A 26,961-nucleotide genomic window follows, 5' to 3' on the forward strand; every position below is an offset into this window, starting at 1 on the left:
AATAAGTGTACCACTAGTACTTAAATTGGTGAAAACTTTATTAATTATAGCGTGTTAAATAAAAAGAGCCGCTATTGCGACTCAGTTTTTTGAATACGCTAGTGACGGTTATGTCACTAGCGATAACTTTTGCTAGATACTTATTCTAGCTGCTTCTGCTACTTACTTCTTGCTTGCAATGTACTCATCAACTTTTTGACCAATGATAGTCAAAGGTAGTGGGCCATTTTTCAAGTAAACATCATGGAAGTCACGGATATCAAACTTATCGCCAAGCGCGTCTTGTGCCTTGCTTCTAAGTTTTAAGATTTCTAACATACCGATTTTATATGCCGTTGCTTGAGCTGGCATTACCGCATGACGTTCAACCATTTTTATCGCATCTGATTTGGCGTTAGGGGTATTGTTTACATAAAAATCGATGCTTTGCTCACGCGTCCATTTTTTATCGTGCATACCAGTATCAACGACTAAACGTACCGCGCGCCATAATTCCATCGCTAAACGACCGAAATCAGAATAAGGGTCTTGGTAAAAACCAATCTCTTTTGGCACTTTCTCTGAATATAAACCCCAGCCTTCAATATAGGCAGTAAATCGTAGGAACTTTCTGAACGTAGGTAAGCCTTCTAATTCCTGTGAAATCGCTAATTGCATGTGATGACCTGGAATACCTTCATGGTAGGCTAACGCTTCCATTTGATAAACTGGCATCGCTTTCATATCATAAAGGTTTGCGTAGTAAATCCCTGGGCGACTGCCATCAAGAGCAGGGCTATTGTAGAACGCTTTACCAGCTGATTTTTCGCGGAACGCTTCAACGCGTTTAACAATCATTTCAGCTTTTGGCTGTACATTGAATAACTCGTCCAAACGGGTTTTCATGGTATCAATGATCGCCGTTGCTTCGTCAAGATATTGTTGCTTTCCTGCTTCTGTTTGCGGGTAATAGAATTGGTCGTCTTCACGCATAAAGACCATAAACTCATTTAAGTCGCCTTTAAAGCCAACTTTATCTTTGATAACACGCATTTCTTCGTGAATACGGGCAACTTCACTTAAACCAATTTGATGAATTTCTTCAGCGCTTAAATCAGTGGTAGTGATTCGGGCTAGGGCATGCTTATAAAAAGCATCTGCTTCAGGGAATTTCCATGCGCCAGCATCATTAGTTGAACGCGCTTCTTGGTGAATTAAGAAGTCGATCAAGTCTTGGTAAGCAGGTTGAACATAATCAATAAGCGCAGTTGTCGCTTCGGCGGTTAATTGCTGCTTTTGCTCTGCAGATATTTCTAAAGCGTTCACTTTTTTATTGAAATCAGCCAATAAAATAGATTCGCTATCACCATTAAATGGTGCGCCTTGGATTAAATTTTGTGAATCACGAATAACGTGAGGGAAAACAAATGTTGGCGGTACAATGCCTTTGTCTTCACGAATTTTTAATTGTTCAAGTAGTTGTGTAACTAATACTCGAATGCCTTTAATTCGGCTAATGTAGTCATTAGCATCATCGACATTGGTAATGCCGTGTTGGTTAATTAAAAACGACGGGATGCGAGACTGTAAACCGTGCATTTGATCAACTGGGTAGTTATGGTGACGCCACTTGTATCCCTCAATTTGTGCCGAAATTGAATCGTGCGCTAGTTGATAGCTTAGTGCCGTTTGTGGATCGAGCTTACTCACGTCAAAGGTTTCAAGTTGAGCGAGGTTTTGTTTGCTAATGTTTAGTTCAGCTAACGCGTTGTCTTCGCTGATATCATTCCACTTGTCATTGTTATCTTTGATACCAAGTTGCGTTTGGAATTGTGGAGAGCGGCTAACTGCATCCTTAAACATGGTTTCGAAAAACTCATTTAATTTAGCAGATTCGCTTTGTTCAACAACCTCTGTACTCGCTTGCTCTGTAGGAGCAGGAGTAGGTTGTGTCGTCTTGTCTGCGGCGTTTTGCTGACAGCCTGCAAGCAACAGGGCTGCAACAGTTGATGTAATAACTGAAGTTTTTAATTGCATAATTTTTTGACTCAAAATTTATTTGCCAACAGTATAGGGCAAAGTTTGCTGATAGCAATGACTAATTTAGTCGAATTGCTGTAATGTATTCATTTCGATATGAACGCTATCGCTTTGATTTGAAAGCCATATTTGTCCAGTGTCTATGGTGCACTGTAGCTCCATAGTACGACTGACTAAATCGCATAATTGATCTGTAGTGTTTTCACTCACTTGATAAACGTCGAGGTTTTTATAGCTAGAAGCTTTGCTTTTTATTTTATTCCACCAGTTCTCAACCGAAGAACCATAGGTATAAATGGCAACTTTCTCACTGCGATTACAACCCTTTTTGATGCGTTTTTCATCAATTTGGCCGAGTTCAATCCATAATTGAATTTGCTCACTGTAATCTATTTGCCAAATTTCAGGCTCTTCGTCTGAGCTCAGTCCTTTAGTAAATTGTAATTGCTCATGGGCATGAATGATAAATGCCAAAATGCGTACCATCATTCGTTGGTCGGTTTCGGACGGATGACGAGCAATGGTTAAGTTTAATGTGTCATAGTAGTTGCGATCCATATCGCAGATGCTGATATTCGCTTTGAATATGGTCGCTTTAAGTGCCATGAATTAATCTTCTTTTGCTTGAATAAGCTCAATAGCATAGCCATCAGGATCTTTTACAAAAGCAATTTCTGTTGTGCCACCTTTTACAGGGCCAGGCTCGCGTGAGACAATGCCGCCAAGGGATTTAATTTGCTCACAGGCTTTGTATACATCATCAACCTCAATGGCAATATGACCAAATGCATCACCGTGGTCATAGCTTTCTACACCCCAGTTATAGGTAAGTTCTAACACCGTTGAATGAGCCATGTCGTCATAACCTAAAAACGCTAACGTATACTGAAACTGTTCATTCTCACTTTTGCGTAATAAACGCATGCCTAAAACATCTTGGTAAAAGCTAATCGATTTTTCTAAATCGCCAACGCGCAGCATGGTATGTAAAATTCGCATTTGTGTTTTCCTTAATCGTTCTTTTCTTTATATTCGCATAAGTCTTCAATAATACAGGCGCCACACTTTGGTTTTCTAGCAACACAAGTGTAGCGGCCGTGTAAAATCAACCAGTGATGTACGTCAACCTTGAATTCAGCTGGTACAACTTTTAGCAGTTTTTGCTCAACATTATCTACAGTTTTACCCATTGCCAGCTTGGTTCGATTCGATACTCGATAGATATGAGTATCTACTGCGATTGTTGGCCAACCAAAGGCTGTATTGAGCACAACATTAGCGGTCTTTCTGCCAACACCAGGTAAAGCTTCTAAAGCGGCTCTGTCTTCTGGCACTTCACCATTATGCAAATCAACCAACATCTGACAGGTTTTAAGTGTGTTTACCGCTTTTGTATTGAATAAACCAATAGTCTTAATATAGCTCTTTAATTTGTCTAAGCCTAAATCAAGGATAGCTTGTGGCGTGTTGGCGACAGGGTATAACTTTGCCGTCGCTTTATTCACACTAACATCGGTCGCTTGGGCGCTTAACAACACCGCAATAAGTAACTCAAACGGTGAGTTAAAGTCTAATTCTGTAGTCGGATTAGGGTTATCATCGCGCAAACGAGATAACATTTCATAGCGTTTTTGTTTATTCATTTTTAATTTATTTTATTTTGCTAATGAGCATTTTATTAACCGTCAAAGTTTACTCTAACGCGCTCAATACTGGTCGTAGTTTCTGGCTTAGGTGCACGTTTAGCGATGCGTTCATCGATGGCGTTTTTAGCCGCGATTAAAAAGCCCATGGCAATAAATGCGCCGGGAGGAAGTATTGCTAATAAGAAGTTACTGTCAAATTTAAATACTTCAATACGCAGCACTGTTGCCCAATCACCAAGTAATAGTTCCGCGCCATCAAATAATGTGCCTTGTCCAAGCAATTCACGAATTGCGCCTAAGACAATAAGAACAAATGCAAAACCTAACCCCATCATTAAGCCATCAAAACTGGCTTGTTTTAAAGGGTTCTTTGAAGCATATGCTTCAGCACGGCCAATAATGGCACAGTTAGTCACGATTAATGGTAAAAATATCCCTAGGGCTTGATATAAACCGTAGGTGTAGGCATTCATTAACAATTGCACCACAGTAACGAACGCAGCAATGATCAATACGAAAATAGGGATTCGTACTTCTTTTGGTACCCAATCTCGAATTAGCGAGACAGTGGCGTTAGAGCCAATAAGCACAAGTAAAGTCGCAAGACCTAATCCTAGAGCATTGGTTACGGTTGTTGTAACTGCAAGTAACGGACATAGGCCGAGTAGTTGCACTAAGCCAGGATTATTTTTCCACAACCCTTGCCATACTAACTCTTTGTATTCGTTTTTATTGCTCATTATTGCCTCGGCAAGCGTGTTGTTCGTCTAATAACTTGGACTTGTTTTGGTCAAAATAAATTAACGCGTTCTTGACTGCTTTAACCACAGCTCGTGGCGTAATCGTAGCGCCCGTAAATTGATCAAAAATACCGCCGTCTTTTTTAACGGTCCAACGTTTATCTTTAACGCCTTCATATTCACGTTCGTTAAAGCTTAGCACCCAGTCACTTTTTCTGATTTCAACTTTGTCACCTAATCCAGGAGTTTCTAAATGCTTTAATATTCGCACGCCGCTGACAGAGCCATCAACATTAATGGCCACTAATAGGTGAATGTTGCCATTGTATCCATCTGGTGCGACAGCTGTGATCGCAACTGCTACCGCATCTTCGCCGTTAATCGCTAAATATGAGGTTTGAGTATCTTTAGAGCCTAACAGTTGTGTGTCTTGAACATACTGACAGGTGTGGTAAAGGTCATTATCAAAGCGTTCAGGCGCGATTACTTGGTGCAAAGTAGATAACAGTTGCTGTTGTTCTTGTTTGGCTATTTCGTCTTTGGTCAACATGCTAACGAGTGATACCACTGCGGTACAAACCACGGCAAAAATCGCCAGTATTTTGGCATTGTGAGAGATGACTGTTTTCATCAGTTAATCCCTTTTTTATGACCGAAGGTTTGTGGTCGAGTATATTGATCAATTAGCGGTACGGCCATGTTACATAGCAAGACTGCAAACGCGATAGCATCAGGGTAACCACCAAATTTTCGAATCAAGTAAACGAGTAGGGCAGCAAGACCAGCATAAATAATTCGACCTTTGTGTGTCGTTGATGCAGATACTGGATCGGTCAAAATAAAGAACGCACCTAACATAGTGCCGCCTGATAGGTAATGGAACATGGTTGATGCACTGCTATCAGGACTGACGCTATAGGCGATAAATGAAAATACTAACAAAAACACTAAAAAGCTCACTGGAATTACCCAATCAATGGCTTTTTTGGCGATTAAAATTAGGCCGCCTAATAAGAATGCGCCGTTAACCCATTCCCAACCTAAGCTGAAATGCTCGCCAAAAACCGAGCTGACATTACTTTCATTTACGGTTAGTCCCATTGATATACTTGTTTTAAGGGTATCAAGTGGTGTTGCCATGGTGACGCCGTCAATATTCATACGAATTTGTTCAACGGAGAAACCTTCCCAGGTATAGCCCGTTAAAATTAACCATAAATGGTTAAAGAAACTGATGTCATAAACCAATAAATCTTTTGCTGGTTGCCAAGAAGTCATTTCAAGTGGAAATGAGACTAACAGTAGAACATAGGCTGCCATTGCTGGATTAAATAAGTTGAAACCAAGGCCGCCATAAAGCTGCTTAACCACAACTATAGCGAAGATACTTCCTATAGCGGTTATCCACCAAGGCGCGAGAGATGGCACGCTAACACCAATTAACAAGCCAGTAAGTACCGCTGAATAATCGGTTATTTGAGATTTGATATTTTTATCACGAATGGACAAAAAGGTAATTTCGGCTAATACCGCAAAAGCAATGGCAAACAAGACTTGAATTAGACTGCCCCAGCCAAAGAAGTAGCATTGAGCGGCAATACCAGGAATTGCAGCCATGATCACTAAGCGCATTAACTTAGGAGTTTCTGCTTGAATATGATTATGTGGTGAACTTGCTATCCAATATGCCATGTTTATGACTCTTTATCTTGTTTATCGAGAGCGTTTTTTTTCTTTGCTTTCGCTTTTGCAATCGCTTCACTTATACGCTGTTTTTTAATTGCTGCTGCATCATCCGTTGTTGATTGAGCATCTTCCGTGTCGACCTTGTTAGCTGCTTGTTTTTTGGCTTTTGCTTTCGCGATAGCTTCGGCAATTTTTTGTTTTTTTACATCATCGGTAGTATCTGTCGATACAGTAGTATCGCTAAACAGGTCATCTTGCGGAGCATCAGCTTTTTTCGCTGCTGTTTTCTTAGCAGGTGCTTTTTTAGCAGGTGCTTTTTTAGCAGGTGCTTTTTTAGCAGGTGCTTTTTTTACCGGGGCCTTTTTGACAGCTGGTTTTTTATCTTCAGCTTTCGCCGTTGCAGGCTTTTTCACCGGAGCCTTTTTAGCCGGTGCACTTTTAGCCGGTGCACTTTTAGCTGACGCACTTTTAGCAGGAGCTTTAGTTGCAGTCTTTGTCACCGCTGTACTTTTAGCTTCAGCTTTGTCGACTTTATCTTTAGCAGTAGTTGTCTTCTTCACAGGTGCTTTTTTAACCGCTGCTTTTTTAGCTGGTGCAGTTTTAACTTTAACCTCAGATTTTCCATCGGTTTCAGTTTTTGCTTCAACATTTGATTCAGAGCTTGGCTCAGATGTTTGAGCTGCTTTTCTCGCTAAGGCTTTCTCTTTAGCCTTTGCTATCGCAGCGGCTTTACGTTTTGCTGCGGCGTCTTGTTTAACCTGATTGTCTTTATCTTGGCTGTCTTTATCTTTATCTGGTTCTTGGCTTGCGATTTTGTCGTTCTTCGCAGGTACTTCAGTACTTGGCGTTAGTGCATCAGTTTGTTGTTCAGCGAGTTTAGCCGCTTTCTTTGCTTTTGCTCGTGCAACCGCTGCTGCGACAGGAGAAACCGCTTCAGTATTTTGCTCTGCTTCAATCGCTTTTCCAGCTTTTTTCGCTTTAGCACGTTCAATAGCTGCTGCTGCTCTAGCTTTTGGACTATCGCCTGGTGTTGGCGTTGATACTGCGGTACCGGCCTTTTTCGCTTTAACACGCGCTAATGCCGCAGCCACTGCATCATTACTTGATTTAGCTTCTGAGCTACTCATCGCAGCTTTGCGAGCCGCCATTGCTTTCTTATGCTTTTCTTCGCGGGCGATTTTTTCTTTTTCTAAGCGCAGGTTACGCGCTTCGAAACGTAGTTTAGCTTTGTCCGCTTTGACCTGTTGTACCTTATTACTACGGATCTGAGCTTTTGCTACACGATAATATTGTACTAATGGTATTTGGCTTGGACAGACGTAAGCACATGCACCGCAGTCGATACAATCAAATAAATTAAGCTCTTCAAGTTTGTTGTAATCTTTTGCTTTTGCATACCACTGTAACTCTTGCGGTAACAAGATGCTTGGACACACTTCGGCGCATTGACCGCAACGCACACATTCCACTTCTTTTTGTGCTGGCGCTATTTCTTGAACCGTGGGTGCTAATATACAGTTTGTGGTTTTTACTACCGGCACGTTTAAGTTTGGCAGAGTAAAGCCCATCAATGGACCACCCATAATGATACGAGGGTCTTTAACTTCGTCATAACCACACTGTTCGAGTAAATGAGCAATAGGGGTGCCCAGCGGTGCCCAAATGTTTTGCGGTTTTGCTAATGCTTGTCCTGTTACGGTTACCACTCTTTTAATTAGAGGCGTATCATTAAAAATTGCTTCTGAAATGGCGAATACGGTACCGACATTTTGCATTACCATGCCATGGTTTATTGGCAGTGAACCGCTCTTTATTTCGATGTCTGTAAGCGCTTTAATAAGCTGCTTTTCGCCGCCTGTTGGGTACTTAGTTGGTAAAACACACACTTGAATATGATCAAGGTGAGCACTGGCTTTTTGTAATGCGGCAATCGATTTTTGCTTATTGTCTTCTATTCCGATCAATACTTTTTTCGGTTCAAGCAAGTAATTTAAAACTTCAATACCATTGATAATCGCACTGGCTTGTTCTTGCATTAATAAATCATCAGCGGTGATGTATGGTTCACATTCAGCAGCATTAATGATCAAAAAGTTAATACCAGATTTGATGTTCAATTTGATGTTGGTTGGAAAACCTGCGCCGCCCATACCCGCAATACCAGCGTTGGCGATTTTATCAATGACATTTTCTTTAGTAAGCGTTTTTAAATCGCTCACAATATTTCGTTTAACCCAAGTTTCATTGCCATCTGGAGTGATAAATAAACACAAGTCTTGCATCGCTGATGGGTGCGCTAAAGTACCAGGTTTAATTGCTGTGATGGTGCCTGAGGTCGGTGCATGAACAGGTACAGTCATTGGGTTAGAGCATTCTGTTAGTTTTTGCCCTTTTAATACTTTGTCACCCACTTTTACAATAACATCACCTGCTTTACCAATATGTTGTTTTAGCGGCAGAATTAATTGCTTGGCTAATGCTATGCTGCGAATTGGCTTGTTATTGGTGAGAAACTTTTGTTCAGGTGGGTGAATTCCACCCTTAAAGTCGAAAAAGCGATTTGCCTCAATACGTTCAATAATAGATCCCATGTTTGCTCCTAATCTATCATTCTTACGTCAATGGCTTGCAGATCCCATTGCCATGTCTCTGGTGTTTCAGCAATAGGGCGCATTTCAATACAATCTACAGGACAAGGCTCTACACATAAATCACAGCCGGTACATTCATCGACTATCACAGTGTGCATTACTTTTGCTGCGCCAGTAATGGCATCAACAGGACAGGCTTGAATACACTTAGTACAACCAATGCAGTCTTCCTCGATAATAAAGGCGACTTTAGGGGTGTTATCGGCCTCGTGGGTTTCATCGAGAGGTTGAACTTCTACACCCATTAAGTCTGCGATTTTTTTAATGGTATCGTCACCGCCTGGTGCACATTTATTTATTGCGTCGCCGTTTGCTACAGCTTCTGCATAAGGCTTACAGCCAGGATAACCACATTGACCACATTGGGTTTGCGGTAATAACGCGTCAAGTTGTTCGACTAAAGGGTCGCCTTCAACTTTATATTTGACTGAAGCAAACCCTAATAGCGCGCCAAAAGCGCCTGCAATTAAGGCAAATACAACGATTGCAATTAACATATCCATTAAAGCTTCACCAATCCGGTAAAGCCCATAAAGGCTAATGACATAAGACCAGCCGTTATCATCGCAATTGCTGCACCTTCAAATGGTTTTGGCACATCGGCATTGACTAAACGTTCACGCATCGCTGAAAACATAACCAGAACAATGGAAAAACCTACCGCAGCGCCGAAGCCGTATACAATAGATTCGAAAAAGTTATGTTGTTCATAAAGATTGAGTAAGGCAACACCTAACACGGCACAGTTCGTGGTAATAAGCGGTAAGAAAATACCGAGTAAACGATAAAGATTGGCACTGGTTTTATGAACTACCATTTCAGTAAACTGAACGACAACGGCAATGACTAAGATAAAGCCCATTGTTGTCAAATATTCTAAATTTAACGGTTGTAAAATATAGGTACTGAATAAGTAGCTCAGCAACGACGCTAACGTTAAAACAAACGTTGTTGCTAAAGACATACCGATGGCGGTTTCAGTGCGCGATGAAACCCCCATAAATGGACATAAACCGAGGAACTTAACAAGCACGAAGTTATTTACTAAAACAGTGCTTACTAAAAGTAAAAGATAATCAGTCATTAATTAAATTTAATCATAGAATATTGCTGTCATTATCCTAGTTTATCAGGCAATTAACAACTTGTTGTTATTATTGGTGTTCAATTAAATAATCGCTGAATAGAAATCTAAACATTTATTGCACAAAATGCGTTATTCAGTCGATATTTAACGGACTATATTTTTTCAGGTTTACCTAAATAATAACCCTGACAACCATCAACAAAAATTTCATCGAAAGTAAATTTCTCTTCTTGTGTTTCCACACTCTCAGCTAATACTCGAATGCCTAAACGGTGTGCTAAATCGATCATTAGGCGCAAAAAGTATTGGTTGTTTTTATCTTCCTGGATTTTATGGGTGTAGCTACCATCCATCTTAATATAATCTGGAGAAAGTTCTTTAAAGAACTTAAATGAGGTAATACCAATACCAAAGTGTTCAATACATACGCGAGCACCAACGCGATGGATGGTATCAATAAAGTGACTACTTGCTTTAATGTTTTGATCTAAGCCGTATTCTGCAATTTCAAATACCAAACGAGTGGCGATATCGTGGTCTCTTAACATGCGACGCTCTAACCAGATAACAAAATGTTGATCATGGATTGAACGTATCGACAAGTTTATGCCAAAGCCATTACTGGTCAGGTTTTTACTCTTAATTTCCGATAATGTCTTCTCAATTACTAAACGGTCAACCAAGACGATTTTATCGAGTTTTTCAGCCATAGCGATAAACGCTGCCGTTGGTAATACTTGACCTTCTGAGCCTGTAAAGCGTGATAACACTTCGTGATAAATTTTATTATTTCGACCACTTGGGACAATTACTTGATTGAGTAAATCAACGCTTTGATTCTCAATAACGTAACTAATTTCTTTGGTCCAATTCTGATGACCAAGTTTAGTCTTGCTCGCTTCCAATAAATCAGATGCTGATTGAATATGCCATGCATTACGATTTTTAGTTTGCGCTAAACTTACCGCAGTGTCTGCAAGCGCTAATAACTCACCTAAGGCTAAGTTAAAATCGAGTTTAACAATACCAGTAAATGCAATTGAATCGAAATCCGTATGTTGTTGATAATCATTGAATAGGGCTCGTAATTCTTCGGCGATGCTCTCAGATGCCATTAAAGTAATGTTTGGCAAGAAGGTTGCAAAGTCAGATCCATTTAAGCGGTATACTTTTGCACCATCAATATTAATAATGTGCGCGCTTAAAATGTTAGCTACTTGATTTAGATAACGGTCACCTTCTTGATAACCATGAACTTGGTTGATGGTCAGTAATTCAGAACAGCGAGTAACCATTAACACACCAAAGGTGTTTTCACTGGCTTCACTAAAGCGCTGGAAGAAGTCGACAAAGCCACTGCGATTTTCCAAGCCGGTTAATTGATCTCTATAGGCAGTTTGCTCTAATTGTTGCGTCTTCATAAACTTGGTCGTTACGAAGCCCTTGAGCTGTGACAATACGGTATTGACATCTTGGAATTCAGCTGGAAGCTTTAACTGACTTTCATCTTTACCACTGCTTTCAATGGTTTTCTTAATTTCACTGGCAATTAACTCTGAAACCTTCTTCGAGGCAACACGATTTGCCTTTGAAGCGATACTGCCGGTCACCAAACTGCCAACAAAGACCACTAATAAAAGCGATAAAAACACAAAACCAGTTAATGGATAGTAAACTTTGAATACTTCGTCGTAGTTAAGTTTGAAATCAATATAAACGGATAGGTTATTATTTTTAATACGGGCAGGAGCGATATCACCATTGCTGGTCTCGACGATATTCATCATCGACGGTTTTTCTTCAAAGTGATAGATCACGTCACCATCTAAGTTTGATATTTGTAAATAATCATACTCAAAGGCAAGGCGAAGTTGTTTAGCAAAACCTTTAATGTCATCACCTTGATAATGCTCAGTAATTTTCTTTAAAGTCACTTGGTGATCTTGCTGATGTTCAGTAATAAATTGCGTTAAACTGTAAATGCTGAAACTTAAGTAACAGGCACTGAATAGAATGGCAAAAATAATGTTTTTAATAAGTATGCGCGCAAAAGTCGACATGGTTAGCGATCTATCCTTCCCTAAATGAGATTTTTCTTTTTATTCTTTCTTTTCGCTTTGGTAATTATCTAACTAATCTTAGACCGAAAAGAGTTAATTTTATATACCGTATACCTTATGCAATATGACCCTATAAAGCAATAATTATTGGTCAATTATCAACAACTTTGAGTAAAGAGATCGCTACAGATAAAAAACAGTGTTAGACAACTGAATTAGAAACTTTAAACTGCTATATTAAACTGAGTTTTAATCACAAATAAAATTAAAGGGCATTATTGTGAGCGAAGAGGCGAAAACGAATAAAGTAAATGGTCATGGATTAGGGCGCATCATTAAAGCAACTCATTGTTCTATGAAAGGATTTAAAGCTGCTTGGATTAATGAAGCAGCGTTTCGTCAAGAAACGATAATGGCGTTAATTTGTTTACCGTTTAGTTTTATTTTGGCAAGTTCAGTACTGCATTGGTTAGTGCTCATATTTGCTTTGCTTTTTGTGGTGTTTGCCGAATTAGTAAACTCAGCGTTAGAGGCGCTCGCCGATAAAGTTTGTTTGGAGCATGATGTATTGATTGGCCGAACTAAAGATATTGGCTCGGCCATTGTATTTGTTGCTTTATCGTTTATGACTTTGGTTTGGATTTGTGCAGTACTAAGCTATTTTAACTTACTGAATTTTTAACTTATTTTGGACACATTGTTTGTACACATTGTTTGTACACATTGTTTGTACACATTGTTTGTACACATTGTTTGTACACATTGTTTGATGCACATGGCTCACTAAACTGGGTTTTAGAGCAGTACATTTTGTAATAACATTTATAGTAAGTTTTCGTTAAACTTAACTAGTAACTACTTTTTAATTGGATTTCAATGACACTGTTAATTGTTTATTTATCAATCGCTATCGGCATTTCTTTTATCTGCTCGGTACTTGAGGCGGTTTTACTTTCTATTTCTCCAAGCTTCATTGCTCAAGTTCAGAATAAGAAATCACGTGGCAGTGAAGTGCTTGCCAAAGTGAAAAATAACCTAGATCAATCGATATCTAGTATCCTGATTTTAAACACCTTTGCTCATACTATGGGCGCGGCAGGTGTTGGTGCCCAAGCGATTCGAGTCTTTGGCGAGAAATGGGAAACGTTAATTGCTTTTCTATTAACGTTAGCAATTTTGTATTTATCAGAGATCATTCCAAAAACTATCGGTGCAAATTTCTGGCGTCAACTAGCGATACCGTCGGCGTATATCATCAATTTCTTAGTAAAAATTGTGTTTCCACTGGTTTGGCTTTCAACCCGTTTAACCAAGCTTTTTTCGTCAAAATCTGGCAATGAAACTAGTCGAGAAGAAGTATTGGCCGTCGCATCTTTAAGTTATAAAGACGGGGCTTTGGTGAGCTCGGAAAACCAACTTGTGGGTAATATCTTAAAATTACGAGATGCGAAAACGGAAGATATTCTTACCCCGCGCTCTGTGGTTCATGCACTTGATCAAGAAACTATCGTCAAAACAGCATTAAACAGTGAACGTACTGCCAATTTTACCCGTATCCCTATTTATGAAGGCAGTATCGATAATATCACCGGTGTCATCATTAAAAGCGAATTGTACGAGCAAGAAAGGCAAGGTAACGGTGAAGCCGCTTTAAAAGATATCGCGAGCAACTTATATCGAATTTCTGAAAACTTCCCAGTATTGAACTTATTAGATGTTTTTATAAAACGTCAAGAGCATATGTTTTTAGTGGAGGACCAGTTTGGTCAAACTGCAGGTATTGTTACCCTTGAAGATGCCATTGAAACAATATTAGGCCGCGAGATCGTTGACGAAAGTGATAAAGTTGCGGATATGCAAAAACTTGCGAAAGCTAACTATCGTAAACGTCTAAGAGAAAATTCAAACAAATTATCAAACGACGACAGCTAAACATTCACTGTCAATAAAACCCTATTAGCGCATCATTTTCTAGTGATGCGCTTTATTTTTATCATTTAGCCTTTGTTCTAACCTTTAAAAAACACTTTCCAAATTAGTTTACAACTACTCGCGAATTCAAAAAAGTTTCGTATTTATGTGCGTGCGTTTTTAACAGTCTATAATTAGTCTAAAAGCAACCTATATACAAAACTACGTGTAAAAATGGTTATGAAATTAATGACTTGGCTCAAATGTTTTTTGCTCCTTTCTGTTTTCGTTACTGCAGACGCTTCGGCGCTTGCCGAGGAAAATGAACAGGATGAGCCAAAGGCAATTGTTGAAAACACATCAAACTTCTATGTTGGCCTGATGTTTATCGATGGCGAAACTGAAGAGCAGTTTGAAAATAATATATTTCAACAAGAGCCAGAAATAGTGACTAAAAGCGATAACAATGGTTATGGTCTATACGCGGGGTTTAATTTTGATCACATATGGGCAATAGAGTCGTCTATCTACGTCATTTCTGATCTAAATGAACGAGAGTCTAGCTATCCAATTAAAGAATCCTATCTAACGGTAATTACTATCACTCCGGTTTTACATTTTGATGTTACAGAGCGCTTTTCGGCATTTTTTAAAACAGGATTAGGCTTAATGATTTTTACTGAGCGGCATAAAAGTCACGGTATAGAAAACCATAAAGGATCAGATATTTGGACCGGGGCAGGGTTGTTGGTTGGCGGAGGTTTAGAGCTAGACATATATGAAAATTGGGTATTACGTTTAGGTGTTGAATACGTTGAAGCAAGCTTAAGCGCGGAGGACGATAATCACCTGACTAATCGCAAAGACGTTGATGAAACCCTATCCGCTGCCTATTTGAGTGTACACTATAATTTTTAACAGAATTATTCTTAAAATTTCGACTATTAACCTTCAAAAAGCAATTAATTTAAAGTAGCAACTTCGCTTGCAGTTAAACTTTGAATTATCTGAAATTTGTGGCGTATATTGCGAACGTAGGTTACTGGCTCATTGCCGCGAACGTATCCATAGCGAGCTTTAGATGAATACTGTCGTTGTGATAAAAGCAGCATTGCCCGTTCAACATTATCAAACCACACATCACCGCGCCAGCCTTTTTGTTTCGCTAATCGAATCGCATCATTAACATGCCCATGGCCAGCATTATAGGAAGCAAGAGCAAACCAGATGAGCTGATCATCTCTAACGTTTTGCGCTTTCATTCTATCTTGCACCCAATGCAAATATTTAATTCCAGCGTGAATGCCATTTTCGGGGTTCATCATATTCGAAATTCGTAATTGTTTCGCCGTTCTTGGCATCACTTGAAATAACCCTTGAGCACCTGCATATGACACCGCTTTAGGATTAAAGCGACTCTCTTGATGCATTTGCGCAATCAGTAATTTAGGATCAAACCCATATTGTTTGGCATATTTCTCTACCACATCATCGTAAGGGGATATTTGCCCACCTGATTGCAAGTCTTGCACGGCATCGTGGTGGCGATCCATGGTTTTATCATTTTCAAAATATTTGTTGTGGATGACGTTATAAAACAAACCACGATAAGTGCGTTTGATGTAATTATCAACTTTCGATAGCAAGACATTTTGGCCAGATTTTATCGCCCAAGATTGTGCCTTTTCCTTACCCATATTAATACTAGCGACTACATCGTCACGCAGACTTAACTCCAAATCAATTAGGTGATTATCAGCGATAGTCATGTCAAATTCGCCTGTAGCAACGCCGTCTATAATACGCTCTGTATCGTATGTTTCAGGGACAGCAGTAACCACAATTTCAGGTACTAATGTTTGCAAATCACTGATTGTTTGCCAGTAAGAACTCGATTTACGTACGGCTATATTTCTAAATTTAAGATCTTCGACTCCATTTATTACCGGATCGTTAACGTCAGTTACTAATTGCTCCGTGGCGTAATGGTAAGGCCTAGAAAAAGCTAAACCATCTTCAATGCGATATTGATTCGGCGTGAAAAATCCTAATGCTATGTCTGCTTTACCTTGCTTGATATACTCAAACATCGCCTGATTATCCGGCGCTACAAGTATTTCATAACGAAGTCTATGCGCTTTAGCAAAATCTCGAGCAAGCTCATAATGAAAGCCCATGAGTTCACCTTTCCACATATAATACGAAGAAATGTTATTACGCATCACAAAACGTATTGTGCGGCGTTCACTAATAATATCCCATTCATTCTTGACAGGCGCTTTCTTATTAATGGTTAGTTTTTCATTCACTAAGAAGTTATTTATGTTGACCATTAAATTACGGTTCAGCTTGTTAACTGCCCAACCTATATTCTTCGGTACATTGGCCTGTAATGATTTAACGATATCGTTGCGATACTTTAATGTTGACTGCAAAATATTGCTATCAATAATAGTTAAGTCATACTCGCCGCTAGCCACTTTATCTAATATTTCTTCGTGGCTAAGATTAGGTGGAATCTCGGTGATTTTTAGATCGGGATAGACTTTCGCTAAACCAATGGCGGTTAACGCATAGCTAGTACCTTGTTGAACGGCAATTTCACGTTTTGCCAAATCTTTGGCATTAACTAATGCTTTCGCTTTCTTACCTTTAATGATGAACTCTGTGCTTTCAAAAATTGGTTGGCTGAAGTTAACTTCGCGAGCACGTATCGGGTTAATCGTCATGTTCGAGGCAATGATGTCGCCTTTACCTGCTAATAAATTTGGGATTAATTCGTCAAAGTTTTGTACTTCGATAAATTCAGTGTTGAGTTGGTGTTTATTGGCAAAGTCCTCAATATATTGTCGTTCAAAGTTTGGAGGGGAGCCAGCACGAGGCAAGTAAGTTTCATTTCCTGACCAAGTTAGTACGCGTAATGTTTTGCTTTTTTGAATTTGAGCAAAATCGCGGTTCTCAGCGATAGCTGGTTTAATACTTAGACTTAAACATATAAGTATTAATGCCGATAATTGGGGGATGAACTTGAAAGTTGAAAACACGGCGGAAATCTCTTTAGTTTCGATATTTAAACATTAGCATATAGAAGCTAATTTTAAAGCTGTTTATTTCGCATTTTAATACTTTTTAATGCAATTTGTTGTTGCCTTTTTAAATCCGTGTGTTCACAAATGAGGCTATGCTTGCAATAATGATCGTATATTGCGAATAAAAGTTAGAGAACAAAATTGACGCAAAAAAAATTGCAGCATTTTTATATTGCTAATGACCAATCGATTTATCTGTTGTCCCATAAAGATGCGGCTAAATTAAAACAATGGATTGAGCTTTGTAAAACGCAGCTGAAACAATTAGGTTACCATCAGGTCGAACTATTAGGTAAAGGTGCCTATGGATTTGTGTTCTGTGCTGAAGATGATTTTGGCACACAACAGGTATTTAAATTTTCGCGCTTAACATTGCCACAGCATGTACAAGACAGGTTAGGTGAAGAAGCTGAAATGCAGAGTGTACTTCGCCATCCTAAAATTCCTCATCTTTATGAATACTTAAAGATAAAACGTCAAAATATACTACACATGAGTCGAGCACCAGGGCTTGATTTAGATGAGCTTTCCCATAAAGTTGGCCCTTTACCTGCTGAGCAAATAGTGGACTTGACCATTCAATTGGTTGAGCTTTTGCAGTTTATTCGAAATCCCAAGAACAACTTACGGCAAAAACCGATAGTACATGGTGACATTAAACCATCAAATATTGTGATTGATCCTAACACTCAAGATATTCAATTAATTGATTGGGGCTCAGCCGTATGGGCGCAAATGGATAAAGATGGTAACAGTACTGCAAGTAACGTGATGGACTTGATGAGTGGCGATTTACAGCACTCGAATGCTCGCATGGGAGACATTTATTTTATCGGTGAAGAACAATTAAACGGCGCATTGTCGTCACCTCGATATGATGAACAAGGTATGGCAGCAACCTTATATGCATTAGCCTCAGGTCAGTCTTGTCGATATGGCAGTAAAGTGATTTCGGCATCAAGTCTAGGCTTACCGAAGATGTTAGCTAAAACGCTCGATGCCATGCTCAGTGATGATGAAAATCTCAGACGTAAAGCCGGAGATTATTTATTTAATAATCTATCAATGTTAAAAAATATTGTCTTAGCGGATAAGCCAACAAAGAAACCAATTGAGTCAATTATCCCGGTTTGGTTGAGACAACATGATAGTGAAATAGACACAGTCGTTTATGGCTCGCGTAAGTCATTTCTTCGAGCGCAAGCTAATAAAGAAAGTCTTATTGATGTTGATGATGTACAACTTGAAAAGTATTACAAAAATTTCTTAGCTGGAATGGGGGATACTGAAAAAGCATTTGTTGCTGCAGTTAGTCGTTTAGCTAAATTCCCAGTAGTGGGCGGGTTAGTGATCCGCTGGGAAAAAGAAGGGGTATTTGTCGATTCTAATCTATCGTTATTTGATAAGTCGTTAGAGTACTCATTTAAGTCAGCAGTCAATAATATGGTAGCACTGGCGCAAGGCATATTTCGTATTGGTATTTTTAAGTCTTGTCTGTTTAATGCCCGTGATACCATTCATTTTGAACGCGACAATTCTAACCAACCGTTTACGCCAAACGCGGGACAATTTATTCCCTATGAAATTAGTAAACTTGCTGAAGTTGAGCATAATAGTCAATTGCATTCATACTTTGAAGATGGCAAAGATCCCGATGAGTACCTGCGTTTGCCTGACAAGATGATAACGGTATTGAAACGGTTAAACTTAATTCATCATACTGGTTGTATTATTTTTGAGGTATTGGAAGGGCATTTGAAAATTCACAGTTACTTTATGTTGCTCGATCATGACAAAGAAGATGATTTTAAACAGTGCTTAAAAGAAATTATTGACTTGATCCCATTAATCAATGGCACCGGAATATCTGGTTTTATGAAACTTCCGTATAAAGATACAAGGCACTTTGAGCACATAGATAAATTGAAAGATAACTTTTACCCTAAAAACCCGAAACTTATCGATCCTGTAGAACTTTAAACCACTACTGATAGACACTAACAAAGGAGCAAGTATGAACGACAACAAAATTGGCGATATGGCATGGCTCGATTTAACCGTTGATGACGCAGATTCATTGAAAGATTTCTACAGTGAAGTTATTGGTTGGAAAAGCGAAGCTTGCAGCATGGGCGATTACAATGACTATACCATGACTCGACCTGGTGATGGACATGCGCAAGCTGGCGTTTGTCATGCTAAATCGGTAAACGCTGATATACCACCGGTATGGATGCCATATTTTTTAGTCGCTGATTTAGATGCTTCTATTGCTGCTGTGGTTGCAAAAGGTGGGCAGTTGATCACACCAGTAAAATCGATGGGCGGTAGCGATACCTATGTGATGATTAAAGATCCAGCTGGTGCTATTTGTGCGCTTTACTGTAAGAAGTAACTTTAAGAAATAGCGATAAAAAAAACAGCATAAGCTTAATTAAAAGAACCACGAACCAAACAATGATCTCTAAACAATGATCTTTAAACAATGACCTCTGAGTACATTTAATTTAATGAATATTATTAACAAGCAACCAGCGTTAACACTCCATGCTGGCCAATCAGCACTGGCAATGATTAAAGAAAAGGGGTTAAGTAATGAGCTGTTCAAACTCATTGTTGGTGCCAGTGGCGGACCTAAATGGTTCGTATTAGCAGGTCTTGATCGATATTTTTGTGGTGAATACTTTCAACAGCGAAACAATAATCCGCTTTATACGCTTGGATCTTCCGCCGGTGCGTGGCGATTCAGCTGTTATGGTCAAAATGAACCATTAAAGGCAATCAATCGTTTAATTGAAGGATATAGTGGATTATCTTACCCAGCCAACGCCAATATTCAGCAAATAACAGCCCAATCCGAACAGTTATTAGCTTATGTGCTGGGCGAGCAAAACGGCGCTGACATTGTCGCTAATAAGCAAGTAAAATCTAGCGTAGTTGTTGCAAAGTCTCTTGGTTTAACTCGCTTTGAACACAAAGCTCTGCAACTTCCCGGTTTAATTACTTCGGCAGCGGCAAACCGCATTAGTCGACGTCATTTAGGCAAGTATTATCAACGAGTAATTTTTAGCAACGATGTTGACTACATCCCTTTCGATTACCACGATGGCATAGGCTCTAAAGTCGTTGCCCTTGAAAGCGCAAATATAAGCCAAGCATTGCAAGCAACAGGTTCAATACCTTTGTTGATTAATGGCGTAAAAAATATTAAAGGTGCTGGTAATGGTATGTACCGTGATGGTGGCATCATCGATTATCATTTTGATCAACAATTCTTACCGGAACAAGATGATGGTTTAGTATTGTATCCGCACTTCTACAATGAATTTAAACCTGGTTGGTTTGATAAATACATTAAAAGCCGTTTTGCCAACAAGGAACATTTTGACAACACGTTAATTCTTTGTCCAAGTGCTGAATTTGTGCAGTCATTGCCTTATCAAAAAATACCTGATCGTAAAGACTTTGCCGAACTAACTGAAACTCAGCGGCAAAATTATTTTCGAACGGTGGCAAGCGAAAGTGAACGTTTAGCTGATGAGTTTAATGAATTAGTCAATGGCAACCAGTCGACTGACATCATAAGATCGCTTTAAACCTGCGTTAAGCTTAAAACTGCGTTAGGCTCAAAACTGCGTTAGGCTCAAAACTGGGTTAAGAAAAGCAACACATTAAACCGTGTTGCTTTATGAATAATCATCATCGACGTTTTGCACCGCGGTCGCCAAAAACAAACCGTTGTACACTTTAGTGGCATACTCATCGGTCATGCCTGACAAATAATCAGCGATAATGCGTTGTGGATTTTGACTGTTTTCACAGGCCGACAGCCAACGCTGACATGTAGATTGCGGCAATAAACGTTGTGGGTCGCTAGCAAACGCTTCAAATAGCTCCATCACAATTTGCTGACCTTTGTATTCCATACGTTGAATTTGAGTTTGTTTAATCACATGATCATAAACAAAGTCTTTGAATATTTTTAACGCTGCGCCAACGTCACTAGGAAGTTGTGCGTTAAAGCGCAATAAAGGCTCTGCAAAATCACTTTCTTGTTTATTTAAATCGACTAACTCAATCGCGGTAATCAGGTAGTTTACTAATGAGCCAATCGCATCTTTTTGTAAGTGGTGTTGTTTTGAAAATAGTTTATCCGCTAAGGTTTTCACAATCGCACTTAAATCACTATCATCTATCGCATTTAATGGCTTAACCACTCGTTCAATAAAAATGTCTTTGCTGACCATATTCGTGACAATGGCATCTTCTAAGTCATGAATACCATAGGCAATGTCATCAGCGAGTTCCATAATAGAGCAATCTAATGATTTATAACGAGTTTTATCATGTTGTTGCGGGCGATGAATGATTTGCTGAAACTGCTCTTTATCGGCATTATTTAATGGCTTAAGCAACCAATCAAGCATATCTACATCGTCAGCATAAAGTCCTTTGGGTGGATGCCAATCACTGGCTTTTAATTGTCTAAAATTAACCGGAATTGCAGGCACTTCATGGTGAGATAATTTATCAATAATTTGCGGATATTTAAGCAAACCTAATAAGGTTCTTCGGCTTAAATTCATACCAAAATGTTCTGTATAAGGCTCAAGTTTGCTGACAATACGAAATGTCTGGCCATTACCTTCAAAACCACCAAAATTGTGCATCATGTAATTTAGTGCGACTTCACCACCGTGACCAAAAGGCGGGTGGCCAATGTCATGTGCTAAACAAATCGCTTCTATTAGTGAATCATCATTTGGTAATAATTGTTGGCATTGGTCAGCATATTTACTGCGCAGTTGAGCGGTAATGCCAGAGCCTATTTGTGCGGCTTCTAATGAATGGGTTAAACGTGTGCGGTAAAAGTCACTTTGGCCAACGCCCATGACTTGAGTTTTCGCTTGTAAGCGACGAAATGCAGCGGAGTGAAGAATACGTGCTCGATCTCGTTGATATGGTGAGCGATGATCCTGCTGTCTATCCGAGCTGTTGTTTTTACGACGTTCTAACCAATCATTATTCATAAGCGCTAAGGTATATCAGTAAAGTCCTTAATTACTAACATACCTAAGTTACAGAAAAATAACAGTAAAATTAACTCATTATGAGTTAAACGTTGGCAATGGTTATATTGATAGCTATAACCTGCAATTTTTCTAGGCGGGGCTTCGCCGTTCGGTGATAACCACCTTCAACGGTTTTATTTAACCCTATTTCTTCGGTAGAGGCAGAATGCACGGCATTCTCGGATCTTCCTTTTGAAGCTCTTTACAGCTTTTTGGCGTTCCGTTTACAAACCGTTTAACTGTCAGTCTCATAACAACACCACGGTATTCAGGGCCATAATTTGGCGAGTCTTTGAAATGCTTTTCAAGGTGCTTGTATACAACATGCAAAGGCCCTTCAAAAATTAATCCTTCTCTTTTAATTACAACAAATGAATTAGGATCAACTCCGCCAAATTTCATAAAAATATTACTAAATGCAGTGTTGATAAAGTCTTTCTTCAGTATTGAATCAGCGAGACTTACTGACGGGCTTCGGCAGGGTAAACTCATTACGTACTTATAAAAGAACTCTCTTGGATCACCGTAATACTTTCTAATGTCATTCATTAAACCATCAAAACCACCAGAGTTTTTACCTTGCATAGCTCTGTCGCAAACTGAGTGCATAATCCCTTGAGAGATTTTATCAAAATTTGGCGGGAGTATAGGGTATCGTTGGCGAACTATGCCATTCGCATTATAAGACATCAACAATAATGGCAAAATAAGAGCAATAATTCTTAACATAAATACACCTTTAATTAATTATAATGGCGGATGTGAGGCCATTCTCGTTGTAACTATTCTTCGCTTGCTTTCACATCGTTCACAATTTATTAGGTAAAACAAATTCCCTTCTGACTAACATACCTAAGTTACAGAAAAATAAAAGTAAAACTAGTCTATGTGGGTTAAACGTAGGTTAAACATTAGCGATCACAATCGCTCTAAGCGGAGCAGGGTAACCTTCGATGGTTTTATTTGGATCATTTGGATCAAGAAAGTCTTGTAATGATTCGGTATCAATCCAATCGGTTTTGCGCTGCTCTTCGTAAGCCGTTTGGTCGGTATTGACAACACGCACGTTTTTAAAGCCAAGACGCTCCATCCAATGAACTAACGCTGCACCACTTGGTAAGAACCAAACATTGCGCATTTTAGCGTAACGCTCACCTGGCACCAGCACGGTATTTTCATCACCTTCTATGATCAGTGTTTCTAATATTAACTCACCACCAGGGGCTAGTTGGGCTTTTAATTGTTGCAAAAAGTCGATTGGAGATTTGCGATGATACAACACACCCATAGCAAAAACCGTGTCAAAAGCTTTTAGCTCAGGTAAATGTTCAACACCTAAGGGTAATAGGTTGACATTATCATCTTGGATGAAGTGTTGAATCGAGCGAAACTGCATCATGAATAATTGGGTTGGATCGACACCAACAACAAATTTAGCTCCGGCACCACGCATACGCCATAAGTGATAACCGCTGCCACAGCCAATATCAAGGACATAACGATTATTTAAATCGCTAATATGAGGTAGCAAACGATCCCATTTAAAATCGCTACGCCATTCGGTATCGATATCAACGCCATGCACTTGGTATGGACCTTTACGCCATGGTTTGAAATTCTTTAACAGGTTTTCAATGCGCTTTTGTTGGCCTTCAGGAATACCACTATTAGCGCCAACACTGACGCTATTTATAAGATCAACATCCGTTGGCTCGAGTGGCGGCAGTGCATCTAAGGTTTTTTGCCATTTTGCATATTCGCCATGCAGTTCATTTTGCTGCCAATCGCTTAGTTGTTTTGGTAAACAAGTTAACCAATGACTTAATCGGTTAGCGGCAATTTGTTGATAAAACTTATTAAAAAAACTCATGTTTGTTCTTATTTGATGGCAATTAAAGAGAAAAAGTTAAAGCACTGGAACCAAGGCGTGGCATGGTTAAACCCTGCTTGGGTAAGACGTTCTATGTGTGTTGATAATTCATCTGGTTTCATTACGTTTTCAATGGCAGCGCGTTTTTGAGCAATTTCTAAATCGCTGTAACCGTTGGCTCGTTTGAAGTTGTGATGAAGATCATTGAGTAAATCACGACAGACAGGATCGTGATCATAAATTTTTTCAGAAAGAACTAAGATACCGCCTGGCACTAATGCGTTGGCAATATTGTTTAACAGTGTTTGACGTTGCTCTGGAGCGATAAATTGCAAGGTGAAATTAAGCACTATCATTGATGCGTTTTGCATATTTTCAGTCAGAATATCACCTTGTTTGACTTCACAAGGAGTGGTGGCTTTAAACGCATTGACATGCATCTGACAGCGTTCAACCATATCTTTGGAATTATCAATGGCAATAATATTGCAGTTTTCAGCGACAATATTTTGACGCATTGCCAAGCTTGCAGCACCGAGTGAACAGCCTAAATCGTAGATGTTGGTATTGTCTTGAGCATAGCGCGCACTTAATTGACCAATGGTTTCAATAATCGTGCTATAGCCGGGTACTGAACGCTTGATCATATCCGGAAATACTTCAACGACTTGCGCATCAAAGCGAAAATCGTTAACCACTGATTGTGGTGAAGAATAAATTAGATCTTTATCTTGTGAACTCATACGTTAATTTGTTCTGTGCTGTTTGCTAACCAATTATTTCGCTATTTTATCCTAAATTGCGACGTTATAAAAATTAAAGTCACTTTTAACTAAATTAAATCAGTGAATTACAGCGTCTGCTCGATAACTTACTGATTCGTATGTGATTGGGAAAAATTTAGCGGTCGTTGCTGTTAATTGATCCGCGGTTAATTAGTCGTTAGTTAGCCATTAAATGGGCTGTTCATTTCTTTATTGTAATTTTTTGACTAAATGCAAAGTGAATTGAGGTGACATTGGCGCTGTTTGTTATATAATACGGCGCTTTAAAAGAGCTCCCGTTTAAGTTTCGGATTAAGTTTTTGATTAAGTCATAGATTTAGTTTCGCTTAAAGTCGGTTGAGCCTTGTATCAAATTTGAATTGTAAGTCAGGATAAATAAACAATGCGCAGCGTATTTTGTGGTGAGGTTAACGAATCTCATGTTGGTCAAGAAGTTACATTATGTGGATGGGTAAACCGTCGTCGAGATTTAGGTGCCGTGATCTTTGTAGATATGCGTGACCGTGAAGGTATTGTACAAGTAGTTTTTGATCCAGACTTACCAGAAGTTTTAGCTATTGCGAATACTTTGCGTAACGAATTTTGTATTCAAGTTAAGGGTAAAGTTCGTGCCCGTCCTGAGTCGCAAGTAAATAAAGATATGAAGACCGGTGCTATCGAAGTACTTGGTTTAGAATTAACTATCTTAAATAAGGCTGCTCCATTACCACTAGATTCTAACCAAGAAAACAGTGAAGAAAATCGTCTTAAGTATCGCTACTTAGACTTACGTCGTCCTGAAATGACAGAGCGTTTACGTTTTCGTTCGAAGGTAACATCACAAGTTCGTGAGTCTCTTGAGTCTCAAGGGTTTATGGATATTGAAACACCAATTTTAACGGCTGCGACACCAGAAGGTGCTCGTGATTATTTAGTACCAAGTCGTACGCAAAAAGGTAACTTCTTTGCTTTACCGCAATCTCCTCAGTTATTTAAACAATTACTGATGATGTCTGGTATGGAGCGTTACTACCAAATCGTTAAATGTTTCCGTGATGAAGATTTACGTGCTGATCGTCAGCCTGAATTTACTCAAATTGATATTGAAACATCATTCATGACTGCTGATCAGGTAATGGATGTTGCTGAAACAATGATTCAAGAATTGTTTAAATCATTACTAAACGTTGATTTAGGTAAATTCCCACACATGACTTACGAAGAAGCGATGACTCGTTTCGGTTCTGACAAACCTGATTTACGTAACCCATTAGAAATTGTTGATATTGCCGATATCGTTAAAGACGTTGAGTTCAAAGTATTCTCAGGTCCAGCGAACGATGCAAAAGGTCGTGTATCAGTAATCAAAGTTCCAGGCGCTGCAGCAGGTCTTTCACGTAAGAAACTTGACGATTACACTAAATACGTAGGTATTTACGGCGCTAAAGGTATGCCTTGGTTGAAAGTAAATGACATTGACGCTGGTCGTGAAGGTTTACAATCACCGATTTTGAAATTCTTATCTGACGAAGCGGTTGCTGAGTTATTATCTCGCGTAAATGCAGCTTCTGGCGACATTATTGTATTTGGTGCAGATAGCTACAATGTTGTAACTGAGTCATTAGGTGCGCTTCGTCTTAAGCTTGGTGAAGACCTAGGTTTAACCACTGATGAGTGGAAGCCTTTATGGGTTGTCGATTTCCCAATGTTTGAAGAAATCGAAGGTGGTTTACATGCACTACATCACCCATTTACTGCTCCGACTAAGCTTACTGCTGAAGAATTAGAAGCCAATCCAATTGGCGCGTTATCTAATGCCTATGACATGGTATTAAACGGCTGTGAATTAGGTGGTGGTTCTGTTCGTATTCACGATTCAGAAATGCAAGCGGCAGTATTTAGAATTCTTGGCATTAGCGACGAAGAAGCAGAAGAGAAGTTTGGTTTCTTATTAGAAGCGTTGCGTTACGGTACTCCACCTCATGCAGGTTTAGCATTTGGTTTAGACCGTATTGTAATGTTAATGACAGGCGCTACGTCAATTCGTGATGTTATGGCATTCCCGAAAACAACTACGGCGGCATGTCCTTTAACTAACGCTCCTGGTAAAGCCAACCCCGCGCAACTTGTAGAATTAGGCATCCAAGCCATTCCACAAGAGCCAAGTGCAGACGAAGCAGAATAATAGCTCGTTCGCAACAGTGTTTTAAAGGCTAGCATGCGCTAGCCTTTTTATTATCTGCGGATACAATTTCCAAATAAAACCAGTTTAAACTAAATTAAAACTAAGATTCCGGGTTTCTATTTTTAGAACTCAATGGCATAGTTAAAACACATCAATTCATCAACGAAACCTATAACAACTG

General features: G+C 39.3%; 23 protein-coding genes. 7 read left to right on the forward strand and 16 right to left on the reverse strand.

Going from position 1 to position 26,961, the window contains the following annotated elements; genetic code table 11:
- Window positions 1–162 precede the first annotated feature (162 nt).
- From LT090_RS05935 to LT090_RS05985, 11 genes are all read right to left on the reverse strand, one after another.
- On the reverse strand, window positions 163–2,016 hold the full coding sequence (locus tag LT090_RS05935; protein ID WP_068546619.1) for a DUF885 domain-containing protein: 1,854 nt from the start codon (window positions 2,014–2,016) through the stop codon (window positions 163–165).
- A 66-nt stretch (window positions 2,017–2,082) separates the two neighbouring features.
- The gene (locus LT090_RS05940) at window positions 2,083–2,625 is read right to left on the reverse strand and encodes a YaeQ family protein (protein WP_068546590.1); all 543 of its coding nucleotides are present in this window, start codon (window positions 2,623–2,625) and stop codon (window positions 2,083–2,085) included.
- Window positions 2,626–2,628: 3 nt separating this feature from the next.
- A complete protein-coding gene (gene gloA / locus LT090_RS05945; RefSeq protein ID WP_068546591.1) occupies window positions 2,629–3,018 on the reverse strand; it encodes a lactoylglutathione lyase in 390 nt (129 codons plus the stop codon).
- A gap of 11 nt (window positions 3,019–3,029) precedes the next feature.
- Complete coding sequence (gene nth, locus LT090_RS05950) at window positions 3,030–3,662, reverse strand: endonuclease III (RefSeq protein ID WP_068546592.1); 633 nt, start codon at window positions 3,660–3,662, stop codon at window positions 3,030–3,032.
- A gap of 35 nt (window positions 3,663–3,697) precedes the next feature.
- Window positions 3,698–4,405: an electron transport complex subunit E gene (locus tag LT090_RS05955; protein WP_068546593.1), complete on the reverse strand. Its 708-nt coding sequence runs from the start codon at window positions 4,403–4,405 to the stop codon at window positions 3,698–3,700.
- Window positions 4,395–5,036, reverse strand: a complete 642-nt coding sequence (gene rsxG, locus LT090_RS05960; RefSeq protein WP_068546594.1) for an electron transport complex subunit RsxG — start codon at window positions 5,034–5,036, stop codon at window positions 4,395–4,397. Before rsxG ends, LT090_RS05955 begins: the two co-directional genes overlap by 11 nt.
- Window positions 5,036–6,097: an electron transport complex subunit RsxD gene (gene rsxD, locus LT090_RS05965; RefSeq protein ID WP_068546595.1), complete on the reverse strand. Its 1,062-nt coding sequence runs from the start codon at window positions 6,095–6,097 to the stop codon at window positions 5,036–5,038. Before rsxD ends, rsxG begins: the two co-directional genes overlap by 1 nt.
- Window positions 6,098–6,099: 2 nt before the next feature.
- Entirely contained in the window at window positions 6,100–8,682 is a 2,583-nt protein-coding gene (gene rsxC / locus LT090_RS05970; RefSeq protein WP_068546596.1) for an electron transport complex subunit RsxC, read from the reverse strand.
- A gap of 8 nt (window positions 8,683–8,690) precedes the next feature.
- On the reverse strand, window positions 8,691–9,245 hold the full coding sequence (gene rsxB / locus LT090_RS05975; RefSeq protein ID WP_068546597.1) for an electron transport complex subunit RsxB: 555 nt from the start codon (window positions 9,243–9,245) through the stop codon (window positions 8,691–8,693).
- The gene (rsxA, locus tag LT090_RS05980; protein WP_068546598.1) at window positions 9,245–9,826 is read right to left on the reverse strand and encodes an electron transport complex subunit RsxA; all 582 of its coding nucleotides are present in this window, start codon (window positions 9,824–9,826) and stop codon (window positions 9,245–9,247) included. Before rsxA ends, rsxB begins: the two co-directional genes overlap by 1 nt.
- A gap of 155 nt (window positions 9,827–9,981) precedes the next feature.
- The gene (locus LT090_RS05985) at window positions 9,982–11,889 is read right to left on the reverse strand and encodes an EAL domain-containing protein (protein ID WP_068546599.1); all 1,908 of its coding nucleotides are present in this window, start codon (window positions 11,887–11,889) and stop codon (window positions 9,982–9,984) included.
- Between the two features lie 280 nt (window positions 11,890–12,169).
- Between LT090_RS05985 and LT090_RS05990 the strand changes: the two genes are divergently transcribed.
- From LT090_RS05990 to LT090_RS06000, 3 genes are all read left to right on the forward strand, one after another.
- Window positions 12,170–12,571: a diacylglycerol kinase gene (locus LT090_RS05990; protein WP_068546600.1), complete on the forward strand. Its 402-nt coding sequence runs from the start codon at window positions 12,170–12,172 to the stop codon at window positions 12,569–12,571.
- 194 nt (window positions 12,572–12,765) lie between these two features.
- Entirely contained in the window at window positions 12,766–13,821 is a 1,056-nt protein-coding gene (locus LT090_RS05995) for a CNNM domain-containing protein (RefSeq protein ID WP_068546601.1), read from the forward strand.
- Window positions 13,822–14,040: 219 nt separating this feature from the next.
- Window positions 14,041–14,718 (forward strand): outer membrane beta-barrel protein, encoded by a 678-nt coding sequence (locus LT090_RS06000; protein WP_157726632.1) that lies wholly within the window; start codon window positions 14,041–14,043, stop codon window positions 14,716–14,718.
- Window positions 14,719–14,762: 44 nt separating this feature from the next.
- Here the strand turns inward: LT090_RS06000 and LT090_RS06005 are convergent, their stop codons facing one another.
- Window positions 14,763–16,844, reverse strand: a complete 2,082-nt coding sequence (locus LT090_RS06005) for an MltF family protein (RefSeq protein ID WP_068546603.1) — start codon at window positions 16,842–16,844, stop codon at window positions 14,763–14,765.
- 186 nt (window positions 16,845–17,030) lie between these two features.
- Here LT090_RS06005 and LT090_RS06010 point away from each other — a divergent pair, with 186 nt between their 5' ends.
- The 3 genes from LT090_RS06010 to LT090_RS06020 all read left to right on the forward strand — a co-directional run bounded on the left by LT090_RS06010 (window position 17,031) and on the right by LT090_RS06020 (window position 20,485).
- Complete coding sequence (locus LT090_RS06010; protein ID WP_068546604.1) at window positions 17,031–18,869, forward strand: protein kinase domain-containing protein; 1,839 nt, start codon at window positions 17,031–17,033, stop codon at window positions 18,867–18,869.
- A gap of 34 nt (window positions 18,870–18,903) precedes the next feature.
- A complete protein-coding gene (locus LT090_RS06015) occupies window positions 18,904–19,284 on the forward strand; it encodes a VOC family protein (RefSeq protein WP_068546605.1) in 381 nt (126 codons plus the stop codon).
- A 115-nt stretch (window positions 19,285–19,399) separates the two neighbouring features.
- Window positions 19,400–20,485 carry a hypothetical protein gene (locus tag LT090_RS06020; protein ID WP_068546606.1) on the forward strand — a complete coding sequence of 362 codons (1,086 nt, stop codon included), beginning with the start codon at window positions 19,400–19,402 and terminating at the stop codon, window positions 20,483–20,485.
- Window positions 20,486–20,575: 90 nt separating this feature from the next.
- Here the strand turns inward: LT090_RS06020 and LT090_RS06025 are convergent, their stop codons facing one another.
- From LT090_RS06025 to cmoA, 4 genes are all read right to left on the reverse strand, one after another.
- The gene (locus LT090_RS06025) at window positions 20,576–21,919 is read right to left on the reverse strand and encodes an anti-phage deoxyguanosine triphosphatase (RefSeq protein WP_068546607.1); all 1,344 of its coding nucleotides are present in this window, start codon (window positions 21,917–21,919) and stop codon (window positions 20,576–20,578) included.
- A 186-nt stretch (window positions 21,920–22,105) separates the two neighbouring features.
- A complete protein-coding gene (locus LT090_RS06030; RefSeq protein ID WP_068546608.1) occupies window positions 22,106–22,690 on the reverse strand; it encodes a hypothetical protein in 585 nt (194 codons plus the stop codon).
- Window positions 22,691–22,865: 175 nt separating this feature from the next.
- Entirely contained in the window at window positions 22,866–23,831 is a 966-nt protein-coding gene (gene cmoB, locus LT090_RS06035) for a tRNA 5-methoxyuridine(34)/uridine 5-oxyacetic acid(34) synthase CmoB (RefSeq protein WP_068546609.1), read from the reverse strand.
- A gap of 8 nt (window positions 23,832–23,839) precedes the next feature.
- Entirely contained in the window at window positions 23,840–24,574 is a 735-nt protein-coding gene (gene cmoA / locus LT090_RS06040) for a carboxy-S-adenosyl-L-methionine synthase CmoA (RefSeq protein WP_068546610.1), read from the reverse strand.
- 424 nt (window positions 24,575–24,998) lie between these two features.
- Between cmoA and aspS the strand changes: the two genes are divergently transcribed.
- Window positions 24,999–26,780, forward strand: coding sequence for an aspartate--tRNA ligase (gene aspS, locus LT090_RS06045; RefSeq protein WP_068546611.1), 1,782 nt, complete (start codon window positions 24,999–25,001; stop codon window positions 26,778–26,780).
- Window positions 26,781–26,961: the final 181 nt, after the last annotated feature.

The sequence above is a fragment of the Thalassotalea crassostreae genome (assembly GCF_001831495.1).
Lineage (GTDB): Bacteria > Pseudomonadota > Gammaproteobacteria > Enterobacterales > Alteromonadaceae > Thalassotalea_A > Thalassotalea_A crassostreae.